Source organism: Brucella tritici (assembly GCF_008932285.1).
Classification (GTDB): domain Bacteria; phylum Pseudomonadota; class Alphaproteobacteria; order Rhizobiales; family Rhizobiaceae; genus Brucella; species Brucella tritici.
Genome location: NZ_WBVY01000006.1, coordinates 32,477 through 54,795, shown reverse-complemented (window position 1 = coordinate 54,795; position 22,319 = coordinate 32,477). Strand labels below are relative to the sequence as shown.

Here is a 22,319-nt window from a genome sequence, read left to right as displayed (position 1 = left end):
TTTATATAGAAGCATGCACCTTATATTTAAATGATAGTACTCTGCAATCTATTGGTATTTCCAAACGGAAAGATTAGGCGCAATCTCGTTTCATGAATGAAAGGAGATTTCACGATCAAGTAAAATTATCAAGTTTTATTTCTTATTATTCAATTTTTTTGGAATTTAATATTGGAGAAATAATCATGAATAATACAATTATGAAGATCGCCCTTGCATCTGCTTTACTTGCAGGAAGCATCCAGGCCAGTTCTGCCTGCATGTTACAGACACCGCTGCCAGCATATTGCCATATCAAATGCGTGATCGAAACTCACGGTCAAGGCTTCTGGCCCTTTGAAAAATGCTATATCGGTGCGCCTGCCCCTAATCCGAATGCACATTGACTAATAGCAGGGCGCAGTGTTTCTGCGCCCTGTCATCCTTGTTCATCCCCATACAAGCAATGCCGCCAGGCCCACCGATCCGACGATCAGGCGCCACCAGGCAAACAGCTTGAAGCCGTGGCGGGACACGTAGTCGAGCAGATAGCGCACGACGAAAACGCCAGAGATGAAGGCCATCACGAAGCCGACGCCGATCAGCGCGGCATCGTTGAACGACAGCATATCCCGGCTCTTGTAGAGGTCATAGGCAAATGCGCCTGCCATGGTCGGCATGGCGAGGAAGAACGAAAACTCCGCCGCCGAGCGCTTGTCGGCCCCCAGCAAAAGCGAGCCGACAATAGTGGAGCCGGAGCGCGACACGCCGGGTATCATGGCAAGGCACTGGATGAAGCCGATGGCAAGGCACATGGGCAGCGGATAATCCATCACATCGTGATAGCGCGGACGCAGATTGAGCTGATCCACCCAGAGCAGAATGAAACCGCCGATGATCAGCATGATGCAGACCAGCATCGGCGTTTCAAACAGCACGCTCTTGATGAAGCCATGCGCCAGCGCACCGATAAAGGCGGCGGGGAGGAAGGCAACCAGAATGCCGAAGACGAAACGCCGCGTGCGGGCATCCCGGGGAAAATCGGTCAGGATTTTCAGAAGTTTTGCCGAATAGACGGTCAGGATGGCCAGAATGGCACCGAGCTGGATCAGTACCTCGAAAGTCTTTCCTGTGGATTCAAAACCGAGAAAATGGCCTATCAGCAGCAAATGCCCGGTGGAGGAAACCGGGATAAATTCGGTCAAACCTTCGATAAGACCGAGAAACGCGGCTTCCAGCAGATTAAAAACATCCATGAAGTCAGCACCTTAGGATAGTGGGCACGATTATGGCAGCAAGACCGGTCCGCGTTTGCGGTTGCCGAGGTAAAAACGAGCATGTCTAGAGTGTCCTTTGTGCGTCATCACAGACGCACAAAGGACACTCTATTTCCTTAGTTTTACGCATGTCTTTATCCTGTCGTAGCGGGAAACAGAAATCAGTCCAGTGAACTGATTTCCCCGCGGAGGCGGTTCCCACTTTCAAGAGACATGCTCAAGCGATTGCTTGTCTCACGCAGACATAGCCCTTATAGACTTTATATTCCGTTGAGGCGGCGTCGAATCGCTCGGTAGCAGGAATAGCCTGCTGCATGCGCAAACGCCAGCCGCCGTGCTATCTCCGGACGTTCAATTCAAGCTTCAGTCGAGAGTATCGCGTCGATCATGCTTACGCTTTTTCATCATCCCATGTCTTCGGGTTCGCGCTATGTGCGGCTCATCCTCGGCGAGTATGGCGTTGAAGCGGAGTTGATCGAGGAACGACCGTGGTCGCGTCGCAAGGAGTTTCTGGCATTAAACCCGGCGGGCACCCTGCCCGTTCTTCTGGCTGAAAATGACCTTCCGGTCGTCGGCGCAACGGTGATTGCCGAATATCTGGACGAGACGCGTGGCGCCTTGAAACGCAGCCGCCGCCTTCTGCCGGAAAGCCCGATGGAGCGGGCCGAGGTGCGCCGCCTCGTTGACTGGTTCCTGCTGAAATTCGAAAATGAAGTGACCCGTCACATCGCCCGCGAACGTGTGTTCAAGTTGCAGATGGCCGCCGAAATGGGCGGCAGCGCGCCGGATTCGACCGCTATCCGTGCCGCCCGCACCAATATCCGCCAGCACATGAAATATATCGACTGGCTGGCCGCAACCCGCGACTGGCTTGGTGGTGCGCATCCAAGCTATGCCGACATGGCTGCTGCAGCATGCATTTCCGTGCTGGACTATCTTGGCGAAATCGAATGGGGCGAAACCAAAGCGGCGCGTGACTGGTATGCACGCATGAAATCGCGCCCGGCTTTCCGCCCATTGCTTTCTGACCGCGTGCGCGGCCTTGCCCCGGTGGCCCATTATGGCGACCTCGACTTCTAGTTTGAAGACAGACAAGCTGAAGCGCTTCCTGATCGAAGAGGCGAAGGCGGTTGGTTTCGATGCCGTCGCCTTCACAACGCCGGATGCAATTCCGCAAGCGCCTGAACGGTTGCGCCAATATATTGCCGATGGCCACCATGCCGACATGGAATGGATGGAGGAAACCGAGGCGCGCCGCAGCGATCCAAGCGTGCTGTGGCCGGAAGTCCGATCCATCATGATGCTGGCGATGAATTACGGGCCGGATGCCAATCCGCTTGCCATTCTGGAAAAGCGAGACCGCGCGGCAATCTCGGTCTATGCGCAGAACCGCGACTATCATGACATCATCAAGGGCAAGCTGAAGCACGTGGCGAGCCGTTTTGCCGCGCGCGCCGGACAGGACGTCAAGGTTTTCGTCGACACCGCGCCCGTCATGGAAAAACCGCTGGCTGAGGCCGCAGGGCTCGGCTGGCAGGGCAAGCACACCAATCTGGTAAGCCGCGAGCTTGGCTCGTGGCTGTTCCTCGGCTCCATCTTCACAACGGCGGAAATCCCGCCAGACGCGCCTGAGCGCGACCATTGCGGCTCCTGCCGCGCCTGTCTCGACGCCTGCCCGACCAAGGCCTTCCCCTCGCCTTATCGCATCGACGCAAGGCGCTGCATTTCCTATCTCACCATCGAGAACAAGGGGCCGATCCCGCACGAATTCCGTAAAGTCATGGGCAACCGCATCTATGGCTGTGACGATTGCCTTTCCGTCTGCCCTTGGAACAAGTTTGCGCAAGCGACCAGCGAAATGAAGCTGAAAGCCCGCGATGACCTGAAAGCGCCGCGTCTGGCCGACCTGTTGACACTGGATGATCCCGCGTTCCGCACTTTGTTTTCCGGTTCCCCGGTGAAGCGCATCGGGCGCGACCGCTTCCTCCGCAATGTGCTGATCGCCGCTGGTAATTCCGGTGATGAAGCTCTTCTGCCAGATGTCGAACGACTGCTGGAAGACGATGCACCGGTCGTGCGCGGCGCGGCTATATGGGCCTTGAAGCAATTGGCCAATCCCGACCGTGTGGCTGAGATGCAGAAACGTCTGGCCTCATCTGAAGAGGATGCTACGGTACGGACAGAGTGGAATACGGAGATAGTCTGATATGCGCGTTTTTCTGTTCGGAGCCGGTTATTCTGCCCAGGCTTTTGCTCAAAGGATGACCGGTGAGGCGGAACGCATCGACGGGACCACGCGGCACGAGCAGAAATTCCCGCTCCTGGAAAAGGCAGGCATAAAGCCGATGCTCTTTGACGGCGAAACGCCCTCGCCCGATCTTCTGGACCGGCTTGCCCAATCGACCCATGTGGTTGTTTCAATCTCTCCCGGCGAAAGCGGCGATCCGGCGGTCGCCGTTGTAGAAGAAGCGCTTCGCCGTCCCGACAATACCATTCGCTGGATCGGCTATCTGTCGACGGTCGGCGTCTATGGCGACCATCAGGGCCAATGGGTGGATGAGACGCCCCCCTGCAAGCCTGCGTCCCGCCGCAGTCTGGAGCGCGTTGAAGCCGAAGAGGCATGGGGACAATTGAGCGAACGGCACGGAACGCCGCTCGCAATCTCGCGACTTTCCGGCATTTACGGGCCGGGCCGCAATGCCTTCGTCAATCTGGAGCGCGGCACTGCAAGACGCATCATCAAGGACAATCAGGTCTTCAACCGCATCCATGTCGATGACATTGCCGGTAGCCTGCGCTTTCTGGCGGGAACCAACACGGGCGGCATCTTCAATATCACCGACAATGAACCAAGCCCGCCACAGGATGTCGTCACCTACGCAGCCGAACTGATGGGCGTGACGCCGCCGCCGGAAGTCCCCTTCGCGGAAGCTGACATGACGCCGATGGCGCGCTCCTTCTATGGCGAGAACAAGCGTGTCTCCAACCAGCGTATCAGGGATCTCGGCTACGAATTCGTCTATCCCGACTACAAGACGGCCTTCTCGGCCATGTGGCGCGATGATAGCTGGCACTGATTTGCATTGTTCAGATGCGGCTGTTAAAAATGCGTCCGCAATCGAACCGGGACAAAACAGAATGAGCAGCACCGAACTCGCAACCAGATAAGCCGCAACAGCCTTTCCGACCTGTTGCGGCATCTGCCCCGGACCAATTTCCCTTAAAGCGCATCCCGAAAAGTGTGTAACGATTTTCGGATAAGACACGCGTTGTAAAGAAGGCAGATCGCCGCCCGAATTCTTTCTCGAGCGGATGCTTCGTCATGCCTTTTGATAACAAACAAACTCCACGCTGGAGCTACTCCCTGCCATTTGCGCTCGCGCTGATGGCCCCTTTCGACATTCTCGCCTCGCTGGCCATGGACATCTACCTGCCGGTCGTGCCGTCCATGCCCGCCATCCTGCAAACGACACCCGCCATGGTGCAGCTGACGCTCAGCCTCTACATGGTGATGCTGGGTGTCGGGCAACTGCTGTTCGGCCCGTTGTCGGACCGCTTCGGACGCAGGCCCATCCTGCTTGGTGGCGGATTGGTTTTCACCCTTTCGTCCTTCGCTCTGGCGATTACCGACAATGCCACCGTTTTCGTATTGCTTCGTTTCGTACAGGCAACAGGTGCCTCGGCAGCACTTGTCGCCACTTTCGCAACGGTCCGCGACGTCTATGCGACGCGCCCCGAAGGCGCGACGATCTACGGCCTTTTCAGCGCCATGGTTTCCTTCGTCCCTGCGCTTGGGCCGATTGCAGGCGCCCTGATTGCAAAAGGGTTCGGATGGCGGACAATCTTCGCATTGCTGGGCGTTTTCAGTCTCGTCGCAACATTGCGCGCCTTGCGCCACTGGCACGAGACACGACCGACCGGCAGCGCGCCAGGCACAGGCGGTCTGGGGCGGATCATGAAGGATTTTCCCTTCTGGACCTATACGCTCGGTTTTGCGACGGCGATGGGCACGTTCTTCGTGTTCTTTTCCACCGCACCGCGCATTCTGATCGAACGCGGCGGCTTCCGGGAAACCAACTTCAGTCTTGCCTTCGCAAGCGTTGCCATCGTCATGATCGCCGCCACGCGCATCTTGCCACGCCATACGCAGAAATGGGGTGCCCGTAAAAGTGTGGCCCTTGGCATGGCCGTGCTCCTTGCCAGCGCGCTCCTGCTTCTGGCGGGTGAGAAACTACTACAACCATCGTTCACAAGCCTCATCGTCCCGATGTGGCTTGCTGCCGTCGGGATTGTTTTCACCGCATCGATGACGGCAAATGGAGCGCTTGCAGCCTTTGATGACAATGCAGGCATGGCGGTCGCAGTCTATTTCTGCATTCAAAGCCTGATCGTCAGTCTCGCAGGAACCGCACTGGTCATTTTCCTGCCGGGCGATACTGCCTGGCCATTGATCGTTTTCTGCACAATCATGCCATTGCTGGTTCTGGCCATGCTCGTGAGGCTACGAAAGAACTGAGGGAAATGGCGGTCGGCAGCACAAACTGTCGACCGCCATTGAAGCCCTGCCGTTGACACAGCATAATGCCCGCAATTCGGCTGCCTTGATTCGCAGCCGCAGCCCCTAGAGCGCCGTGCGTCCATATGGACGCACAAAGGACGCTCTAACCGATAGAAACTACGCATCGTGCTTTCCGAAAATCGTGTTTGATTTTCGGGCCGATGCTGTAGGCAAAACATGGAATTGCCCCATGATCGCAAACAGATTGAAGAAGATCGTTCTCGCAGCCTCGCTGACAGCTATGATCGCGCCCGATTTCGTGCCAATGGCCATGGCAGAAGACATGCCCGCCAAACAGGCATTCGGTGGCGAAGCGCTGCCCGTACTGGCACAGCAGCCGCAATCCATCGGCTTTTATGCCAAGGGATGCCTCGCTGGTGCTGTGGCACTGCCGACGGACGGACCCAACTGGCAAGTCATGCGTCTTTCGCGTAACCGCCGCTGGGGCCATCCGCGCATGATCGGCCTTCTGGAAAAACTGTCCCGCGACGCGGCAAAGGATGGCTGGCCCGGCCTGCTCGTCGGTGACATCTCGCAGCCGCGTGGCGGCCCGATGCTGACCGGCCACGCCTCGCATCAGGTCGGCCTCGATGCCGACATCTGGCTGACGCCCATGCCGAAAAAGCGGTTTAGCGACGCCGAACGCGAAAGCGTATCAGCCGTTTCGATGCTGAAACCGGATTCGCTTTACGTGGACCCGAAGAAATGGACCCCTGCCCGCACGGCTCTCATCAGACATGCCGCAAGCTATCCGGAAGTCGAGCGCATCTTCGTGCATCCGGGCATCAAGAAGCAGCTTTGCGACACGGTGACAGGTGATAGAAACTGGCTCGGAAAGGTTCGCCCCTATTGGGGTCACTTCTACCATTTCCATGTGCGCCTGACCTGCCAGCCCGGTTCGCCCCAATGCAAGCCGCAGCCGAAAGTGGCTGCTGGCGACGGTTGTGACAAGTCGCTTGCCTGGTGGTTCACCGACGAGCCATGGAAGCCTGCAAAGCCTTCAAAGGAACCACCTAAAAAGCCGCGCCCGGTGATGGTGTCCGATCTGCCCAAGGCTTGCGCTGCCGTCCTCAACGGTCCTGCGCCAAACTCGGTCGCAGATGTCACCTACGGCGTGCAGTAGAGGCTTTTAGCGCTTTTCAGGTCTTTGGCACTTCGCTATAGGTTTAAAACGATTTAGAATGCTAATGACAAGGTTATCAACTCGTAAGGTTGCTCATTCATGACGGAACGCCTGCGCATCGCATTGATCGCCCATGACCAGAAGAAGGATGACATGGTCGCCTTCGCAAAAGCGCATGAGCAGGCGTTGGCCCGCTATGACATCGTGGCGACGGGCACGACCGGCGGTCTCATTCTGGATACCTGCCCTTCACTCAGCATTCAGCGTGTGAAAAGCGGGCCGCTCGGCGGAGACCAGCAGATCGGCGCGATGATCGCGGAAGGCACGGTGGAAGTGCTCATCTTCTTCATCGACCCGCTGTCCCCGCTTCCTCACGATGTCGATGTGAAGGCGCTGACACGCCTCGGCAGCGTCTATGATATTCCAATGGCGCTCAATCGCGCGACAGCGGAAAAGCTGATCAAGGCGCTTGATTAGAGTGCATCCCGAAAAGTGTGAAACGGTTTTCGGAAAAGATGCGCGTAACAACAAATGATTAGAGCGCCGATCTGATCCTGCACAAGACAGGTTCGCCCGTGGAAGACCACTGCGGGCGGAAGACATAACCAGGGAGAGGACATGCTGGCGACTACAGCATGTCTCCCAAAAGTGGGAACCGGTTTTGGACAAAGACATGCATGAAAACAAAGAGATAGAGCGGGCCGAACAGAGTTTCCGGTTTCCGGTACTCGTCGGCGATATCGGCGGCACCAATGCCCGCTTTGCTATTCTGGTGGATTCCAATGCCGAGCCGAAGGAGTTTCCTGTTCTCCAGACGGCAGATTATGCAACCATCGATGAGGCAATACAGAACGCCATTCTCGATCACACTTCGATCCGGCCGCGCTCTGCGATTCTCGCTGTGGCCGGTCCCGTCGACGGTGACGAGATCGACCTCACCAATTGCGACTGGGTCGTGCGCCCGAAGAAGATGATCGCCGATCTCGGCTTCGAGGATGTGACCGTACTGAACGATTTCGAGGCGCAGGCGCTCGCCGTTGTGTCTCTCGGCAGCGATCATCTGGAGCAGATCGGCGGCAAGCCGGAAGAAGTGATTGCCACCCGCGTCGTGCTTGGGCCGGGCACGGGGCTTGGCGTGGCCGGTCTTGTGCGCACACGCCACGCATGGGTGCCGGTGCCGGGCGAAGGCGGCCATATCGATATCGGTCCCCGTAGCGAACGCGACTATCAGGTCTTCCCGCATATCGAACGCATCGACGGCCGCGTTGCAGGCGAACAGATTCTTTGCGGGCGCGGCCTGCGCAATCTCTATCTTGCCATATGCGCCGCCGACAAGGTGACACCAACGCTAGAGACACCCGCCGATATCACCTCAGCCGGGCTTGACAGAAGCAATGTGCAGGCGGAAGAAACCCTGCATCTGTTCGTCACCTATCTCGGGCGCCTTGCGGGCGATCTGGCGCTGATCTTCATGGCTCATGGCGGCGTCTATCTTTCGGGTGGCATTCCGCAGCGCATCCTTTCCGCACTCAAGGCAGGCGCTTTCCGTGAAGCCTTCGAAGACAAGGCCCCGCACAAGGCCATCATGCGTGACATTCCTGTCCGCGTGATCACGCACCAGCTTGCAGCCGTCTCCGGGCTTTCCGCCTTCGCACAGGCCCCTGCCCGTTTCGAAGTCTCGACCGAAGGACGCCGCTGGTGCATTGGAGCATGATTCCGAAAAGTGGGAACCGCCTACGCAGGGAAATCAGTCCAGTGGACTGATTTCTGATCCTGCTTCGATCAGGTAAAATCATGCTCAAACAAAAATTTAGAGCGGGATGATGGTTCAGCTTAAAAACATCCCGCTCTGACCAACAAAGCTTGAGGATGGTCAAGCCGCACGGATAACGTTATAGAAACGCTGCACTGAAATTGCCGACGGCTTTTGCAGTGCAGCGTTTCCGTATGGGAAGTCGTATTTTTCAACGATAGCCGCCGGGCCTGCCGGAGGGCTAAGAGACAAAAAGCGCTTTTGCACGTGAGTCTATTCAAGAAGAAAAACAAGAAGATCGATACGGGCGAAGCCACCCGCGTAATCCGGCGCATGATGTCGGAAAACATCCGCGAATATAAGAAGAACTACATTATCGCCATCCTCGCATCGCTCATCGTCGGCGGATCGAATGGCGCGCTGGCCTATCTGATGAAACCGATGATCGACAAGATCTTCTACGAGCAGAATCTCGGTCTGGTCTGGGTCATTTGCGGCACATTGCTGGTCATCTTCATACTGCGCGGCTTTTCCGGCTACATACAGGCTGTCGAACTTGCCAAGATCGGCAACAATCTGGTCGCGCGCTATCAGAAGCGCATTTTCGACCATCTGATGAAGCTCGGTCTCGATTTTTACAACGATACGCGTTCAGGTCATCTGGCGGCGCAGATCAACCAGAATGTTTCCGGCATTCGCGACCTTCTCAACATGACAATTTCGTCGATCGCACGCGACCTCATTTCGCTTATCGGTCTCGTCGGCACGATGTTCTATATGGACCCAATACTGTCCGTTGCGATTTTCCTCATCGGACCGCCCCTCATTCTGGCCGTCGCCTATATTTCGCGTCGCATTCGCTCCGTCACTCGCGATCTCGTGCATCTCAACTCCCATCTGCTGGGTGCGATGCAGGAATCGATTCAGGGCATTGCCATCGTCAAGGCCTTTACGATGGAAGATCAGTTGCGCGCCAAGATCGGCAAGCTCATCGACCAGTCCGAAGGCCGCAGCAACAAGATCGCCAAGGTCTCCGAACGCACGACGCCCATTTCAGAAATGCTGGCCGGTTTCGCCGTGGCGGGCGTGCTGGCCTATAGCGGCTATCGCGCAATTCTCGAACAACAGCCCCCCGGCGCAACCTTTGCCTTCATCACCGCAATGCTGCTGGCCTACGATCCGGCTCGCCGCCTCGCCCGCCTTCAGGTCGGTCTGGAAAAGGCGCTTGTCAATGCACGCATGATCTATGAGGTGCTGGATATAGAGCCGCGCCAGCGCGATCTTCCAAGCGCAGTGGAACTGAAAGCGGGTCCCGGTGAAATCCGCTTCGAGGACATTTACTTCTCCTATAACGAGACCGCTCCGGTCCTGCATGGCGTCAGCTTCGTCGCCAAGGCCGGTGAGACCACTGCCGTGGTTGGCGCTTCGGGCGCAGGCAAGTCGACGCTCATCAATCTCGTCCAGCGCTTCTACGATCTCGACAGCGGCAGGATACTGTTCGACGGACAGGATATCGCGCATGTCAAGAAGCGCTCGCTGCGCCATGGCATCGCCTATGTTTCGCAACAGCCCTATCTGTTCGAGGGCACCATTGCCGACAATATCCGCTATGGCCGCCCGGATGCGACGGACGAGGAAATCATCGAGGCGGCCAAGCTCGCCCATGCGCATGAATTTATCCTGCAGCAGCCACAGGGCTACGATACACCGGTCGGCGAAAATGGTGTGACGCTCTCCGGCGGCCAGCGACAGCGCGTTTCCATCGCCCGCGCCATAGTGCGCAATGCGCCGGTTCTCCTGCTCGACGAGGCGACTTCCGCGCTCGACAACGAGTCTGAAAAGCGGGTCCAGCAGGCGCTGGAAGGCATCATGCAGAACCGCACCACAATCGTGATTGCGCATCGCCTTTCCACGGTGGTCAATGCGGATCGCATCGTGGTGATGGAAGCCGGTCGCGTGGTGGAAGAAGGCCGCCACGACGATCTGATCGCCATCCAGAACGGCGTCTATGCGCGCTTCTATCAATTGCAGAGCGGCAATGGCGATATCATCACCGAACAGACGGCTGAAGAATTGCGGACAGGAGAACCCGGATGAGCGGAGAAACGCAGAACAGCGAAGTGGGCCTCGTCGTCGTCGGCGCTGGCGGGCGCATGGGACAGACCTTGATCCGCACTATCCAGACCATCGAAGGCGCGAAACTGGTCGGTGCTATCGAACGCTCCAGCTCTCCCCTTCTGGGCAGGGATGCAGGCGAAGTCACCGGTATCGGCGCGCTCGGCGTAACAATCACCGACGATCCGTTGCCGGTCTTTGCCAAGGCGCAGGGCGTCCTCGATTTCACGAGCCCTGCGGCAAGCGTGGAATTTGCAGGCCTTGCTGCGCAGGCGCGCATCGTGCATGTCATCGGCACGACGGGTTGCTCGGCTGAAGACGAAGAGAAAATCCGCGCCGCCGCCCGCCACGCAACCATCGTCAAATCCGGCAATATGAGTCTCGGCGTCAATCTTCTGTCCGTTCTTGTACAGAAGGCGGCACAAGCGCTCGATCCCGCAGATTTCGACATCGAAATTCTTGAGATGCATCACAAGCACAAGGTCGACGCTCCCTCCGGCACCGCGCTGCTTCTCGGCGAAGCAGCAGCCAGGGGACGCGATATCGCGCTGGCGGAAAACAGCGTTCGCGTACGCGACGGCTATACCGGCCCACGCGAAACCGGCTCCATCGGCTTTGCAACGTTGCGCGGCGGTTCGGTCATCGGCGATCACTCGGTGATTCTTGCCGGTCCCGGTGAACGCGTCGTTCTCTCCCATCATGCCGAAGACCGTTCGATCTTCGCGCGCGGCGCCATCAAGGCCGCACTCTGGGCCTATGGCAAAAAGCCCGGTCTCTATTCCATGCTCGACGTTCTCGGGCTCAACGACTGATATTTCCGCCGGAGCACCGATCCGACCTGTTCAGATCGGCGCTCCAGAGTTTTGTTTTATCGCGCATCCTATCCGAAAACCGCCTCACACTTTTCGGGATGCGCTCTCTAACGGAGCGTTGCATATGTCTCGTACTCTCGTCCTGGTCCGTCACGGTCAAAGCGAATGGAACCTCAAGAACCTTTTCACCGGATGGCGCGATCCGGGCCTGACCGAACAGGGCCATGCCGAAGCCAAGGCCGCTGGCCGGCGCCTGAAGGCTGCTGGTCTCAAGTTCGACATCGCCTACACGTCCGCGCTGTCGCGTGCGCAGGTAACCTGCCAGCACATTCTTGATGAACTCGGCCAGTCTGATCTCCAGACGATCCGCGATCAGGCCCTGAACGAACGCGACTATGGTGATCTGTCCGGCCTCAACAAGGATGATGCCCGCGTCAAATGGGGTGAGGAACAGGTCCATATCTGGCGCCGTTCCTACGACGTCCCGCCTCCCGGTGGCGAAAGCCTGAAGGACACCGGCGCGCGCGTATGGCCATATTATCTGCACACGGTGCAGCCGCACGTGCTGCGCGGCGAGACGGTTCTGGTTGCCGCACACGGCAATTCGCTGCGTGCGCTCATCATGGCGCTCGACGGTCTGACGCCGGAACAGATTCTCAAGCAGGAACTCAATACCGGCGTTCCTGTCGTTTACCGGCTCAATGCTGATTCGACTGTCGCTTCGAAGGAAATTCTCGAAGCTTAATACCTGTCTGGCAGCGAATTTGTCGGGCGCGCCAGCGCGCCCGCCCCTCTTTTCAACGCGAAAAAAGCGTTGGCTGAAAAAAAGCTGGCTGAATGTCGAAAACGCGATTGACAGAGGCAGGTCGACCCCTTAGATGGGTCCTCGTCGCCCAGATGGCGGAATTGGTAGACGCACCAGCTTCAGGTGCTGGCGCTCGCAAGGGCGTGGAGGTTCGAGTCCTCTTCTGGGCACCATTTCCAAGTCTTCGGACCACTACCAAGGTTCAGAAGCATCCAAAAAAGCCCGCGCAAGCGGGCTTTTTTGCTTTCTGGCGGATTGTTCCGGTTGAACCGGCCGCCGAGCTGATTTTCCCTTCCGGAGGCTTCCCGCTTTTCCTGCCCCTGTTGCAACGGGTCGTCGTTCCGCGCATTCTCCTCATACGGAAATCGGAGGCGCGATGAGCCATGCAAAAACCGGATTATGATCGGGACTTTGGCGAAATCATCCGCTGGCTGAAGCAGGAAGGCCTGATTCTGCAAACCGACCTAGAAGGCAATACGGAGCTTTCCACCCGTGCCGAGCGCATCGACCGCAAAAAGCGCAAGGCGGCAGAAATACCTCCTGACAGCCTGCGACTATCCTGATCCGCTCCCAGCCTGTAAGCTGGAGCATGTCTCCCGAAAGTGGGAACCGGTTTCGGGATAAAGACATGCGTGAAAATAGATAGAGCGGTTCCAGCGGCTCTGTTTTAGAGCGCATCCCGAAAAGTGTGAAACGGTTTTCGGAACGAGATGCGCGATGAAACAAACAGTTAGAGCGCGGTTCGATCTGATTCAATCAGATCGAACCGCGCTCTAACCAGAACCGCTCTACGCCCCGCGTGGCGGGCTTTTCTGGGAGGAAAATCATGCGACGGATCATTGTTGGAACGTTTCTGAGCCTCGACGGCGTAATGCAGGCGCCGGGTGGACCGGAAGAGGATCGTACCGGCCAATTCGAATATGGCGGCTGGACAGTGCCCTATTGGGACGATGTGATTGCCGGAGCCATGGGCGAAAGCTTTTCCAAACCGTTCGACCTGCTTTTGGGCAGGCGCACCTATGATATTTTTGCTGCCCACTGGCCGCATCAGGTGACAGACCCGAACGATCCCAGTTTCGTGTCTGGTGAAGGCGAGATCGCCAGAATGTTCAACGAAGTGACGAAATATGTCGCGACGCACAGGCCGGAAAGCCTGAACTGGCAGAATAGTGAACTGCTGGGCGACGATATCATCGCCTCATTGAGAGCCATCAAGGCCACCGAAGGCCCTGACCTGTCAGTCTCGGGTAGCAGCGAACTGGTTCATCAGTTGCTTGCCAGCGATCTGGTCGACGAATTACGGCTGTTGATCTATCCGGTCGTTCTTGGCAGGGGCAAGCGTCTGTTCGACGGGCAATCCATGCCATCGGCCTTCAAGCTGGTCAGTTCCACCACATCGCCCAGCGGCGTCATCATTGCCAATTATCAGCGTTCAGACGAACTCAAGACCGGTTCTTTCGCGATGGACCACCCTTCGGAAGAAGAAATCGAGCGACGCAAGAACCTTTCCTGATTTCAGCCAGGCTTCCGAACCGCTGGAGCAGAGTGCCCGGCTTCTCCGGCAGGGCTTTGTCAACAGCCCTATGAATTGTGCCTATTGCGCTGATCTCGCAATTGGCGGCACAATCCGACGTCCTTTGCTCAAATTCATTTGCTTACAAATATAATAACGGGGAGCGAATATGCGCCGTAAAGGCTTGCTGGAATTCGGGAGAAACAGAACGCTTTACGGCCTGTTTCTGTTCTGCGCGGTCTGCGCCATTGCAGGCAGTCTCATGAGCTATAGTGGCGAGGATTCCGCATGGCGCTGGCTGCACTATCTGACCAAGCCGACGGCGACCTTGCTGCTGCTCGCCGCCGTGCTTTGCGCCGGGCGCCCCAAATCGAAATCCTATGGCTTTGCGGTCGCCTTTGGTCTGGCTTTCGCGGCACTCGGCGACTTATTGCTGATGCTGCCCGGCGATTATTTCATGGCAGGCCTGATCTGCTTTCTCATCACCCATTGCGCCTATATCTATGCGCTTTGCCGCAAAACACGCTTTGCAGCGCATAAGGGCGTCTTCATCCTTTTCGCAATCGCAGCCCTCGCTATCATAGCGGGCCTCTGGTCATCGCTGCCGACGCCCCTGAAAATCCCCGTCATCATCTACGCTGCCGCACTTTGCATCATGGCGGCACAGGCAATGAGCCGTGCGCTCGGCGCCCAACCTGAGACGCCGCAACGTTATGCCGCCTGGCTTGCCGCAGCAGGTGGCCTCTTCTTCATGGCAAGCGACACGCTGCTCGCCTATGGACGGTTCAGCCTCGACATTCCGCTGAACGGCCTCTGGGTGCTGGCAACCTATTATGCCGCGCAATTCCTCTTTGCCCGCTCGACCGAGGATTTTGCCTATGGCGACTGAAGAACAGGCCTTGCAGCTCTCATTCGAGCGCCTGCGTCACGCATGGCTTGAAGACCGCCCTGCCTATGAACAGCGTCTGGATGACCTGAAGCGCCTGCGCGAGCGGCTCGAGGCAAGGCTGGATGAAATGGCGAAGGCCATCAGCGCGGATTTCGGCAACCGCTCGCTGCACGAAACATTGCTCGGTGAGGCCAGTGTCGTTTTCGCCGAAATCGACGATGCCCTGCATAATCTCAAACGCTGGATGAAGCCAAAGCGCCGCAAGGCGGGCTGGAAAATGTGGCCGGCAAAGGCCGAAATCCGCTATGTTCCGCTAGGCGTGGTCGGGATCATCGCGCCGTGGAACTACCCGGTCAATCTTGCGCTGGCGCCGCTTGTCGCGGCAATCGCAGCCGGAAACCACGTCTTCCTGAAACCGTCCGAACATACACCGCGCACTGCGGATTTCCTGCAAAGCCTGCTTTTGGAAGTGTTCTCGGAAGACCGTGTCGTGGTGGCGCTCGGCGATGCATCGCTTTCCGCACAATTCGCGTCGCTGCCATTCGACCACCTCTTTTTCACCGGCTCCACTGCCGTCGGGCGCAAGATCATGGCTGCTGCTGCACCGAACCTGACCCCGGTCACACTCGAGCTTGGCGGCAAGTCGCCTGCCATTGTCAGTGAAAACGCCAATCTCAAACGCGCCGCCCGAGCAATCGCCACTGGCAAATTCTTCAATGCAGGGCAAACCTGCATCGCACCGGACTATGTTCTGATTCATCACAGCAAGCGCGACGAATTCGTCAACCTTCTGCGTGCCGAAATGCAGGCGCGTTACGGCGGCGCATCAGCGGAAAAAGACCGCACTACAATCATCAACGATGCTCAGGAAGCGCGACTGTCCAAACTGCTGGCCGATGCCGCAGACGGGAGCGAGGCCGTCATTGAGCTTCCGGCTGGCTCCAATCAGCCGCGATCAATGGCCCCCGCAATTGTGCTGGAACCTGCCGCCGACAATGCGATCATGCAGGAGGAGATTTTCGGCCCGCTTCTGCCAATCGTCAGCTATCGCCTGCTCGACGATGCGATCGGTTTTGTTCTGAAACTTGATCGTCCTCTGGCCCTTTACTGTTTCAGCGACAACACGGCAGAGATTGAAATGATGCTCAGCCGCATCGTGGCTGGCGGCGTCTGCGTCAATGATACGCTCTACCATTTCGCCTGCAGCAACCTGCCCTTCGGCGGCGTGGGTGCAAGCGGCATGGGCCAGTACCATGGACATGACGGTTTTCTGACCTTTTCCAAAGCAATGCCGGTCCTGACCAAATATGCGCCTGCGCCAAGTGATCTCATCAAGCCACCCTATACCGGCATCACCGACCGACTGATCCGTTTCATTGCGCGATAAATCAGGGAACGGCACGAGCGGGTATCGCGTTACATCAAAGGCCATTGTGACGCGCATCTAATCCGAAAACCGTTTCACACTTTTCGGATGCGCTCCAGAGTTCGCCCAATTGGGTAGGGAATTGCTATTCAAACAGAGCTATAATCTGACTATATAGAGGCGGATACCTGACAGGTGAAAAACGGGTGCTGAAAAAGAAAGAACCAAATCGGATATCGAAGTCCATCCTGACTGCGATCCGGAACAGGCCGGGCTTCAGGCCGCTCAACGCCAATATTACCGGCGGTGATATCGTCATTGCATCCTACAATGTCCACAAATGCATCGGTATCGACAAACAGTTCAACCCGCAACGCACGGCCGAAGTCATCAGCGAAATCGACGCGGATGTAATCGCCCTGCAGGAAGCCGACAGGCGTTTCGGCGAGCGTTCGGGCCTGCTCGATCTCGGCCTGCTTGAACGCCGTCACGGGCTCGTCCCGGTCCCCATCACCGCAACAATGCCAAAGGGGCATGGCTGGCATGGCAACGTGCTTCTGTTCCGCGAAGGCGTGGTGCGCAATGTGCAGCAGCTCAAACTTCCCGGCGTCGAGCCGCGCGGCGCGCTGGTCGCGGACCTGCAATTTCCGGCAGGGCCTCTCCGGGTGATTGCCGCGCATCTTGGTCTCTTGAAACGCTCCCGCGAACAGCAGGCCGAAAGCATCCTTACTGCCCTGCAGGAGGCTGACACACTGCCGACCCTGCTGATTGGCGACCTCAACGAATGGCGCATCGGCAAACGCTCTTCGCTTGCAGCCCTCATGCCGACATTCAACCATGTCGCGACAGCAGTCCCGAGTTTTCCGTCACGTTTCCCGGTTTTTGCACTGGATCGCGTGTTGGGTGCGCCGCACAATCTGGTTACATCGGTTGAAGTGCACAATACGCCGCTTGCACGCCTGGCATCCGATCACCTGCCCATCAAGGCGCATCTCGATCTCAAATCAGCGACGAACCTTCTGGAAGAATACAGCCCGGAAATATTCACGAGCCGGACGGGGTAATGCTTAGAGCCTGAATCAAAAATCGGCAGGCCGTGGCGAAAATGGTGATTTTCGAGTACCGGAGCGCAATGTACTTCTGAGCATGATCCCGAAAAGTTGCAGACTTTTCGGATAAGACGATGCACCAGAGAAAGCTACATGAGCACGGGCACGCAGAAATTTGCCATTTGCAGACCGGCATGGCGACTTTTGGAACAGGCTCTTATAGATAGGGCGAACCCAGCCATATAATCCGGTCCAGAAGCCGTTCCAGAAATGGCCTGCTCTTAAGACGCGCAAGATTGACCTCGCGGCTCTCCTCTATCACCTTGCCGATGCGCTCTTCCACCTGACGCGCCACATCGCGGTCGAGGGTTTCCAGATCAACCTCAAAGTTCAGCCGCAGCGAGCGTGGATCGATGTTGGACGACCCGACATAGGACCATGCGCCGTCGATGGTCATCAGCTTCGAATGATTGAACGCCCCGCCTGCCCGCCAGATGCGGCACCCATCCTTTAACAACTGGTCGAACTGCGCGCGCATGGCGCGATCTACCAGCTTCAGATTATTGACGCCCGGCACAACGATATCGACTGACACGCCGCGCCGCGCCGCTGTCACCAGCGCACTGATCAATTCGCGATCCGGCAGAAGATAAGGCGTCATGATGAGAATATGCTGCTCGGCAATCGAGAAAGCGCCCATCATCATGCGCTGGTTGGTTTCCACATTCTTGTCCGGGCCCGATCCGACGACGCGGACCAGCGTTCCCGTCCCAGGCGGATTTTCCGGCGGCGCTATCTTCCATGCCTCGCCGGTCAGGAGTTCGCCGGTCGCAAAGCGCCAGTCTTCGGATGCGATATGGAAGAGGTCGGCAATAGCCGGGCCTTCAAGCTTGAAATGCGTATCGAAGGCAACCGCATCGCCCGCTATCGCGCGCACGAAACCCGCACGAATATTCATCCCGCCGGTAAAGGCGATCTTGCCGTCGACGATGAGGATTTTGCGGTGGGTGCGCAAGTTCGCATAAGGCAGGCGCAGCCCGATGATGATATTGCCGTTGAACACATCGACGGCAACGCCTTTGTCCTTCAAAAGCTTCACGATGCTTGGAAAGGAATAGCGTGCGCCGACCGCATCGACCAGCACCCGCACTTCCACGCCGCGCTTGACCGCGTCACCCAGAGCATCGGCAAATTTTTCGCCAATCGCATCCCTGTCGAAAATATAGGTTTCCAGCATGATGCTGCGCTGGGCTCTGCCTATCGCATCGAGCATTGCCGCGTAAGCTTCGTCACCCGTTTCCAGCATGTCGATGCTGTTGCCACTGGTAAAATCATAAAGGCTGACCGCATCGCCCAATATCTTCATCGCCCCGAACTGGCGTCCGAAGGCAGCCCGCACGAGGTCATTCGTCGTATCGAAATGCGACAGGTGGTAGAGCGCGATCTTGCCCATATTGGCGCGCTGGTGGGTAAGCGTCGAACGGCGGATGCGGTTCACGCCTGCAATGGCATAGACCACCGCTCCGACGATGGGCGACAGCATGATCACACCCACCCATCCGATGGCTGTGCGCACCTCTTCCTTCGTCATCGTCGCATGAATGGCAGCTATCGCGCCCAGAACGCCCGACAGAGCGAACAGGATATGCGGCCAGTAGTGGGAAACCAGATCGAACATCACACGAACTTTAAGCGGAAAACGACTGCAATAGCAAAGAGATATAATGCTCTGCCGAGCGAACGAACAGCGGGATTAATAATGATCTGGCCTGCACTGCGCATAAATACAACAGGCGCAGATTCGTCAGGCCGTGGCGAAAAGAGTGATTATCGAGCACCCGAGCGCAGGAGATTGCTCTTTGCAGCCCGGCATCACGAAGAATGCACCTGTTGTGATAAGCTGGTCAAATTCCAGACATGCCTTATATTGTTCACGAGGCATGACAATTTGAGGGACGTTTCATGGCAACAGCTCATAATGATTTCGACCGCCCGACCTTTCCAAAGGAACTTTCCAGCAAGTGGGGGTGGTTCGTCGCCCTTGGGGTCGCACTGCTGATCCTCGGAGGCATCGCCTTCGGTAATCTCGTTCTGGCCACCGTGGTGTCGGTCTACTATGTCGGCCTGATGATGCTGATCGGCGGTGTCATCGAGATCATTCACGCATTTGGCGTTAAAACCTGGGGCAGCTTCTTCTTCTGGCTCCTGAGCGGCCTGCTTTATTTGGCAGCCGGCATTGTCGCCTTCATCAATCCGGTGCTGGCAGCCGGTGTGCTGACCTTCCTCCTGGCGGCAGCGCTGATCGGTTCCGGTGCCTTCCGCATCTGGCTCGGCTTCAAGTCGAAACCATCCGCCGGTTGGGGCTGGATCGTCGCAGGCGGCGTCGTCACCCTGCTGCTGGGTCTCATCATCGCCATCAAATGGCCGGTCAACAGCCTGTTCATTCTTGGCCTTTTCCTGGCGATCGACCTGATCTTCCAGGGCTGGTCCTTCATCGCTTTCGGGCTTGGCATCAAGAGCCGATAAGCATAACGCATCACTGGCAAAGCGGCGCTCACTGCGCCGCTTTTTCATTTGAACTCGACCTTTCGGCCAAGTCCTGCTAGATGCTCCCCAACATCTTCGCGGCACGCTTTCACGCGCAGCCCAACGTTTCGCCATCACGAGTTTCTTCATGCCCGCTGACCATCCCGTTTCCAAGCGCCGCACATTCGCGATCATCGCGCACCCGGACGCCGGTAAGACCACGCTGACCGAAAAGCTGCTGCTGTTCGGCGGTGCCATCCAGCTCGCCGGTGAGGTGAAGGCCAAGAAGGATCGCATCCAGACCCGTTCGGACTGGATGAACATCGAACGCGACCGCGGCATCTCGGTCGTCACCTCGGTGATGACCTTCGAATACAAGGACTGCATCTTCAACCTGCTCGATACGCCGGGCCACGAAGACTTCGCAGACGACACCTACCGCACGCTGACCGCAGTCGACAGCGCCGTCATGGTCATCGACGCCGCAAAGGGTATCGAGCCACGCACGCTGAAGCTGTTCGAAGTCTGCCGCATGCGCGATATTCCAATCGTCACCTTCGTCAACAAGATGGACCGCGAAGCGCGCGACCCGCTCGAAATCCTCGACGAGATCGAAGAAAAGCTGGCACTCGACACGGCCCCGATCACCTGGCCTATCGGCTCAGGCAAGAGCTTTGCTGGCACCTTCGACCTGCATAACGATACGATGCGTCGCCAGGATAATGAAGAGCAGCCAACCAAGGTCAGCGGCCCGGCAGAAGCCGCCGCACTGCTGCCTGAAAACGAGCGCGATGCATGGCTCGAAAGCGTGGAACTGGCACGCGGCGTCTGCCGTCCGTTCGACCTTGCCTCCTTCCGCGAAGGCCATATGACGCCGGTCTATTTCGGCTCGGCGCTGAAGAATTACGGTGTGCGCGACCTGATTGAAGCTTTCTGCGATTTTGGCCCAGCGCCACGCGATCAGCAGGCCGATACGCGCATGGTCGGTTCGACCGAAGACAAGATGACCGGTTTCGTGTTCAAGATTCAGGCCAATATGGACCCGAACCACCGCGACCGCATTGCATTCCTGCGCGTCTGTTCGGGCAAGCTGTCGCGCGGCATGAAGGCAAAGCTGGTGCGCACCGGCAAGCCAATGAGCCTGTCTGCGCCGCAATTTTTCTTCGCGCGTTCGCGCCAGATCGCCGACGAAGCTTTTGCAGGCGACGTGGTCGGCATTCCGAACCACGGCACGCTGCGTATCGGCGACACGCTGACCGAAGGCGAGGATATCCTGTTCCGCGGCGTGCCGAACTTCGCGCCGGAAATCCTGCGCCGCGTGCGCCTCGATGACGCCATGAAGGCCAAGAAGCTGCGTGAAGCGCTGCAGCAGATGGCCGAGGAAGGCGTGGTGCAGCTTTTCGTGCCCGACGACGGTTCTCCGGCAATTGTCGGCGTCGTCGGCGCGCTCCAGATCGACGTTTTGACCGAACGCCTGAAAGTGGAATATTCCTTGCCGGTTGGCTTTGAAATGTCGCGCTTCTCGGTCTGCCGGTGGATTACGGCAGATGATCCGGCCGAACTTGACCGCTTCATCGCCTCGCATCGTGCCGATATCGCTCACGACCTCGATCATGATCCGGTTTTCCTTGCCCAGAACGGCTTCTCTCTCAATTACGAAGCCGAACGCTGGAAGGATATCCGTTTTGCCGCCGTCAAGGACTATCAGGTCCGCGACAAGGCCTGATGCGGTAAGGTGATATGACCGATCCTGTTCTGGCTGCTCTCGATTTGCCCGATGCGCTGCGGCAGCGGCTCACGGGTTACGGCAGCCAGCAGGATCAACTTGGCCGCTCGACCGCCAATGTCCTGCTTCTCGATCATGACGAACGTGAACCGCTCGTTCTGAAAATCGAACCGGCAAGCACCGTCAGCGAGCTTGCCAGCGAATGCGCCCGGCTGAAATGGCTCGCAACGCAGGGATTGCCCTGTCCCAGGGTCGCCGCTTACGAGACACAGGCCGACCGCCACTTTCTTTTGATGACACGCCTTGCCGGATCGGACCTCGCCTCATCTGCAGGCGCTCTTCCGCCAGATCGCATCGTCTCCATTCTTGCCATGGCTTTGAAGGCACTGCACAGCGTCGATCCCGCCGCTTGTCCCTTCGACCACCGGCTCGACCGTCGCATTGAAGACGCGCGCAAACGCGTGGAAGCGGGCGCGGTCGATGAAGATGATTTCGATGATGAGCGCGAAGGCCGCAGCGCCGAAGACCTGTTCACCGAACTATGCCGCCTGAAACCGTCGCAGGAAGATGTTGTCGTCACCCATGGCGATGCTTGCCTGCCAAATTTCATGGCCATCGAAGGTGCATTCACCGGTTTTATCGACTGCGGCAGGCTCGGCCTTGCAGACCGCCATCAGGATCTGGGACTCGCCTGCTGGAGCATCCGCTACAATCTCGGCGACGAATGGGTGAAACCTTTCCTCGACCTCTATGGCGGCCCGGCCACCGACGAAGCGAAAATTGCCTACTACCGCCTGCTGGACGAGTTTTTCTAGACAGCCAGCGTCA

21 protein-coding genes, 1 tRNA gene and 1 pseudogene are annotated in these 22,319 nt (G+C 57.6%); 20 read left to right on the top strand and 3 right to left on the bottom strand.

The genetic code is table 11. From position 1 onward, the window contains the following. Positions 1-185: 185 nt before the first annotated feature. Positions 186-386 (top strand): hypothetical protein, encoded by a 201-nt coding sequence (locus tag F9K94_RS20365; RefSeq protein ID WP_151648061.1) that lies wholly within the window; start codon positions 186-188, stop codon positions 384-386. A gap of 42 nt (positions 387-428) precedes the next feature. Here the strand turns inward: F9K94_RS20365 and F9K94_RS20360 are convergent, their stop codons facing one another. Next, entirely contained in the window at positions 429-1,235 is an 807-nt protein-coding gene (locus F9K94_RS20360; RefSeq protein WP_061345587.1) for an undecaprenyl-diphosphate phosphatase, read from the bottom strand. Positions 1,236-1,643: 408 nt separating this feature from the next. Between F9K94_RS20360 and F9K94_RS20355 the strand changes: the two genes are divergently transcribed. From F9K94_RS20355 to F9K94_RS20280, 16 genes are all read left to right on the top strand, one after another. After that, a complete protein-coding gene (locus tag F9K94_RS20355; RefSeq protein ID WP_010659404.1) occupies positions 1,644-2,336 on the top strand; it encodes a glutathione S-transferase family protein in 693 nt (230 codons plus the stop codon). Beyond that, positions 2,317-3,462 (top strand): tRNA epoxyqueuosine(34) reductase QueG, encoded by a 1,146-nt coding sequence (gene queG / locus F9K94_RS20350; RefSeq protein WP_151648059.1) that lies wholly within the window; start codon positions 2,317-2,319, stop codon positions 3,460-3,462. Before F9K94_RS20355 ends, queG begins: the two co-directional genes overlap by 20 nt. Position 3,463: 1 nt before the next feature. Beyond that, positions 3,464-4,333: an SDR family oxidoreductase gene (locus F9K94_RS20345; RefSeq protein WP_151648057.1), complete on the top strand. Its 870-nt coding sequence runs from the start codon at positions 3,464-3,466 to the stop codon at positions 4,331-4,333. A 245-nt stretch (positions 4,334-4,578) separates the two neighbouring features. Next, complete coding sequence (gene cml / locus F9K94_RS20340; RefSeq protein ID WP_151648055.1) at positions 4,579-5,772, top strand: CmlA/FloR family chloramphenicol efflux MFS transporter; 1,194 nt, start codon at positions 4,579-4,581, stop codon at positions 5,770-5,772. A gap of 232 nt (positions 5,773-6,004) precedes the next feature. After that, positions 6,005-6,937, top strand: coding sequence for a penicillin-insensitive murein endopeptidase (gene mepA, locus F9K94_RS20335; RefSeq protein WP_151648053.1), 933 nt, complete (start codon positions 6,005-6,007; stop codon positions 6,935-6,937). A 99-nt stretch (positions 6,938-7,036) separates the two neighbouring features. Beyond that, positions 7,037-7,414, top strand: a complete 378-nt coding sequence (locus tag F9K94_RS20330) for a methylglyoxal synthase (RefSeq protein ID WP_151648051.1) — start codon at positions 7,037-7,039, stop codon at positions 7,412-7,414. 196 nt (positions 7,415-7,610) lie between these two features. After that, a complete protein-coding gene (locus tag F9K94_RS20325) occupies positions 7,611-8,651 on the top strand; it encodes a glucokinase (protein ID WP_151648049.1) in 1,041 nt (346 codons plus the stop codon). Between the two features lie 306 nt (positions 8,652-8,957). After that, positions 8,958-10,787: an ABC transporter ATP-binding protein gene (locus tag F9K94_RS20320; protein WP_151557634.1), complete on the top strand. Its 1,830-nt coding sequence runs from the start codon at positions 8,958-8,960 to the stop codon at positions 10,785-10,787. Continuing rightward, positions 10,784-11,617, top strand: coding sequence for a 4-hydroxy-tetrahydrodipicolinate reductase (gene dapB / locus F9K94_RS20315; RefSeq protein WP_151648047.1), 834 nt, complete (start codon positions 10,784-10,786; stop codon positions 11,615-11,617). Before F9K94_RS20320 ends, dapB begins: the two co-directional genes overlap by 4 nt. Before the next feature lie 124 nt (positions 11,618-11,741). Then, positions 11,742-12,362, top strand: a complete 621-nt coding sequence (locus tag F9K94_RS20310; protein WP_151648045.1) for a 2,3-bisphosphoglycerate-dependent phosphoglycerate mutase — start codon at positions 11,742-11,744, stop codon at positions 12,360-12,362. 146 nt (positions 12,363-12,508) lie between these two features. Next, positions 12,509-12,595 (top strand) — tRNA-Leu (locus F9K94_RS20305). A 210-nt stretch (positions 12,596-12,805) separates the two neighbouring features. Next, complete coding sequence (locus F9K94_RS20300; protein WP_151648043.1) at positions 12,806-12,985, top strand: hypothetical protein; 180 nt, start codon at positions 12,806-12,808, stop codon at positions 12,983-12,985. Positions 12,986-13,248: 263 nt separating this feature from the next. Beyond that, entirely contained in the window at positions 13,249-13,935 is a 687-nt protein-coding gene (locus F9K94_RS20295) for a dihydrofolate reductase family protein (protein ID WP_151648041.1), read from the top strand. A 169-nt stretch (positions 13,936-14,104) separates the two neighbouring features. After that, positions 14,105-14,824 carry a lysoplasmalogenase gene (locus tag F9K94_RS20290; protein WP_151648039.1) on the top strand — a complete coding sequence of 240 codons (720 nt, stop codon included), beginning with the start codon at positions 14,105-14,107 and terminating at the stop codon, positions 14,822-14,824. Beyond that, the gene (locus tag F9K94_RS20285) at positions 14,814-16,211 is read left to right on the top strand and encodes a coniferyl aldehyde dehydrogenase (RefSeq protein WP_151648037.1); all 1,398 of its coding nucleotides are present in this window, start codon (positions 14,814-14,816) and stop codon (positions 16,209-16,211) included. Before F9K94_RS20290 ends, F9K94_RS20285 begins: the two co-directional genes overlap by 11 nt. 185 nt (positions 16,212-16,396) lie before the next feature. Continuing rightward, complete coding sequence (locus F9K94_RS20280) at positions 16,397-17,254, top strand: endonuclease/exonuclease/phosphatase family protein (protein WP_151648035.1); 858 nt, start codon at positions 16,397-16,399, stop codon at positions 17,252-17,254. Here F9K94_RS20280 and F9K94_RS24960 read toward each other — a convergent pair. Further along, positions 17,250-17,460: pseudogene (locus F9K94_RS24960) on the bottom strand (hypothetical protein); the annotation flags it as partial. The gene F9K94_RS20280 and the pseudogene F9K94_RS24960 sit on opposite strands and share 5 nt — an antisense overlap. Continuing rightward, positions 17,457-18,917, bottom strand: coding sequence for a phospholipase D-like domain-containing protein (locus F9K94_RS20275; RefSeq protein ID WP_151648033.1), 1,461 nt, complete (start codon positions 18,915-18,917; stop codon positions 17,457-17,459). The gene F9K94_RS20275 and the pseudogene F9K94_RS24960, both read right to left, overlap by 4 nt. A gap of 284 nt (positions 18,918-19,201) precedes the next feature. Between F9K94_RS20275 and F9K94_RS20270 the strand changes: the two genes are divergently transcribed. The 3 genes from F9K94_RS20270 (at position 19,202) to F9K94_RS20260 (ending at position 22,306) form a co-directional block, all read left to right on the top strand. Further along, positions 19,202-19,765 carry an HdeD family acid-resistance protein gene (locus tag F9K94_RS20270; protein WP_061345572.1) on the top strand — a complete coding sequence of 188 codons (564 nt, stop codon included), beginning with the start codon at positions 19,202-19,204 and terminating at the stop codon, positions 19,763-19,765. A 148-nt stretch (positions 19,766-19,913) separates the two neighbouring features. After that, positions 19,914-21,491: a peptide chain release factor 3 gene (locus tag F9K94_RS20265; RefSeq protein ID WP_151648031.1), complete on the top strand. Its 1,578-nt coding sequence runs from the start codon at positions 19,914-19,916 to the stop codon at positions 21,489-21,491. Between the two features lie 14 nt (positions 21,492-21,505). Then, a complete protein-coding gene (locus tag F9K94_RS20260; protein ID WP_151648029.1) occupies positions 21,506-22,306 on the top strand; it encodes an APH(3')-II family aminoglycoside O-phosphotransferase in 801 nt (266 codons plus the stop codon). The last annotated feature ends 13 nt before the right edge of the window (positions 22,307-22,319 follow it).

Coding starts and splice junctions, on each gene's coding strand:
- F9K94_RS20365 (WP_151648061.1), top strand. CDS start 186: ATGAATAATACAATTATGAAGATCGCCCTTGCATCTGCTTTACTTGCA.
- F9K94_RS20360 (WP_061345587.1), bottom strand. CDS start 1,235: ATGGATGTTTTTAATCTGCTGGAAGCCGCGTTTCTCGGTCTTATCGAA.
- F9K94_RS20355 (WP_010659404.1), top strand. CDS start 1,644: ATGCTTACGCTTTTTCATCATCCCATGTCTTCGGGTTCGCGCTATGTG.
- queG (WP_151648059.1), top strand. CDS start 2,317: ATGGCGACCTCGACTTCTAGTTTGAAGACAGACAAGCTGAAGCGCTTC.
- F9K94_RS20345 (WP_151648057.1), top strand. CDS start 3,464: ATGCGCGTTTTTCTGTTCGGAGCCGGTTATTCTGCCCAGGCTTTTGCT.
- cml (WP_151648055.1), top strand. CDS start 4,579: ATGCCTTTTGATAACAAACAAACTCCACGCTGGAGCTACTCCCTGCCA.
- mepA (WP_151648053.1), top strand. CDS start 6,005: ATGATCGCAAACAGATTGAAGAAGATCGTTCTCGCAGCCTCGCTGACA.
- F9K94_RS20330 (WP_151648051.1), top strand. CDS start 7,037: ATGACGGAACGCCTGCGCATCGCATTGATCGCCCATGACCAGAAGAAG.
- F9K94_RS20325 (WP_151648049.1), top strand. CDS start 7,611: ATGCATGAAAACAAAGAGATAGAGCGGGCCGAACAGAGTTTCCGGTTT.
- dapB (WP_151648047.1), top strand. CDS start 10,784: ATGAGCGGAGAAACGCAGAACAGCGAAGTGGGCCTCGTCGTCGTCGGC.
- F9K94_RS20310 (WP_151648045.1), top strand. CDS start 11,742: ATGTCTCGTACTCTCGTCCTGGTCCGTCACGGTCAAAGCGAATGGAAC.
- F9K94_RS20300 (WP_151648043.1), top strand. CDS start 12,806: ATGCAAAAACCGGATTATGATCGGGACTTTGGCGAAATCATCCGCTGG.
- F9K94_RS20295 (WP_151648041.1), top strand. CDS start 13,249: ATGCGACGGATCATTGTTGGAACGTTTCTGAGCCTCGACGGCGTAATG.
- F9K94_RS20290 (WP_151648039.1), top strand. CDS start 14,105: ATGCGCCGTAAAGGCTTGCTGGAATTCGGGAGAAACAGAACGCTTTAC.
- F9K94_RS20285 (WP_151648037.1), top strand. CDS start 14,814: ATGGCGACTGAAGAACAGGCCTTGCAGCTCTCATTCGAGCGCCTGCGT.
- F9K94_RS20275 (WP_151648033.1), bottom strand. CDS start 18,917: ATGTTCGATCTGGTTTCCCACTACTGGCCGCATATCCTGTTCGCTCTG.
- F9K94_RS20270 (WP_061345572.1), top strand. CDS start 19,202: ATGGCAACAGCTCATAATGATTTCGACCGCCCGACCTTTCCAAAGGAA.
- F9K94_RS20265 (WP_151648031.1), top strand. CDS start 19,914: ATGCCCGCTGACCATCCCGTTTCCAAGCGCCGCACATTCGCGATCATC.
- F9K94_RS20260 (WP_151648029.1), top strand. CDS start 21,506: ATGACCGATCCTGTTCTGGCTGCTCTCGATTTGCCCGATGCGCTGCGG.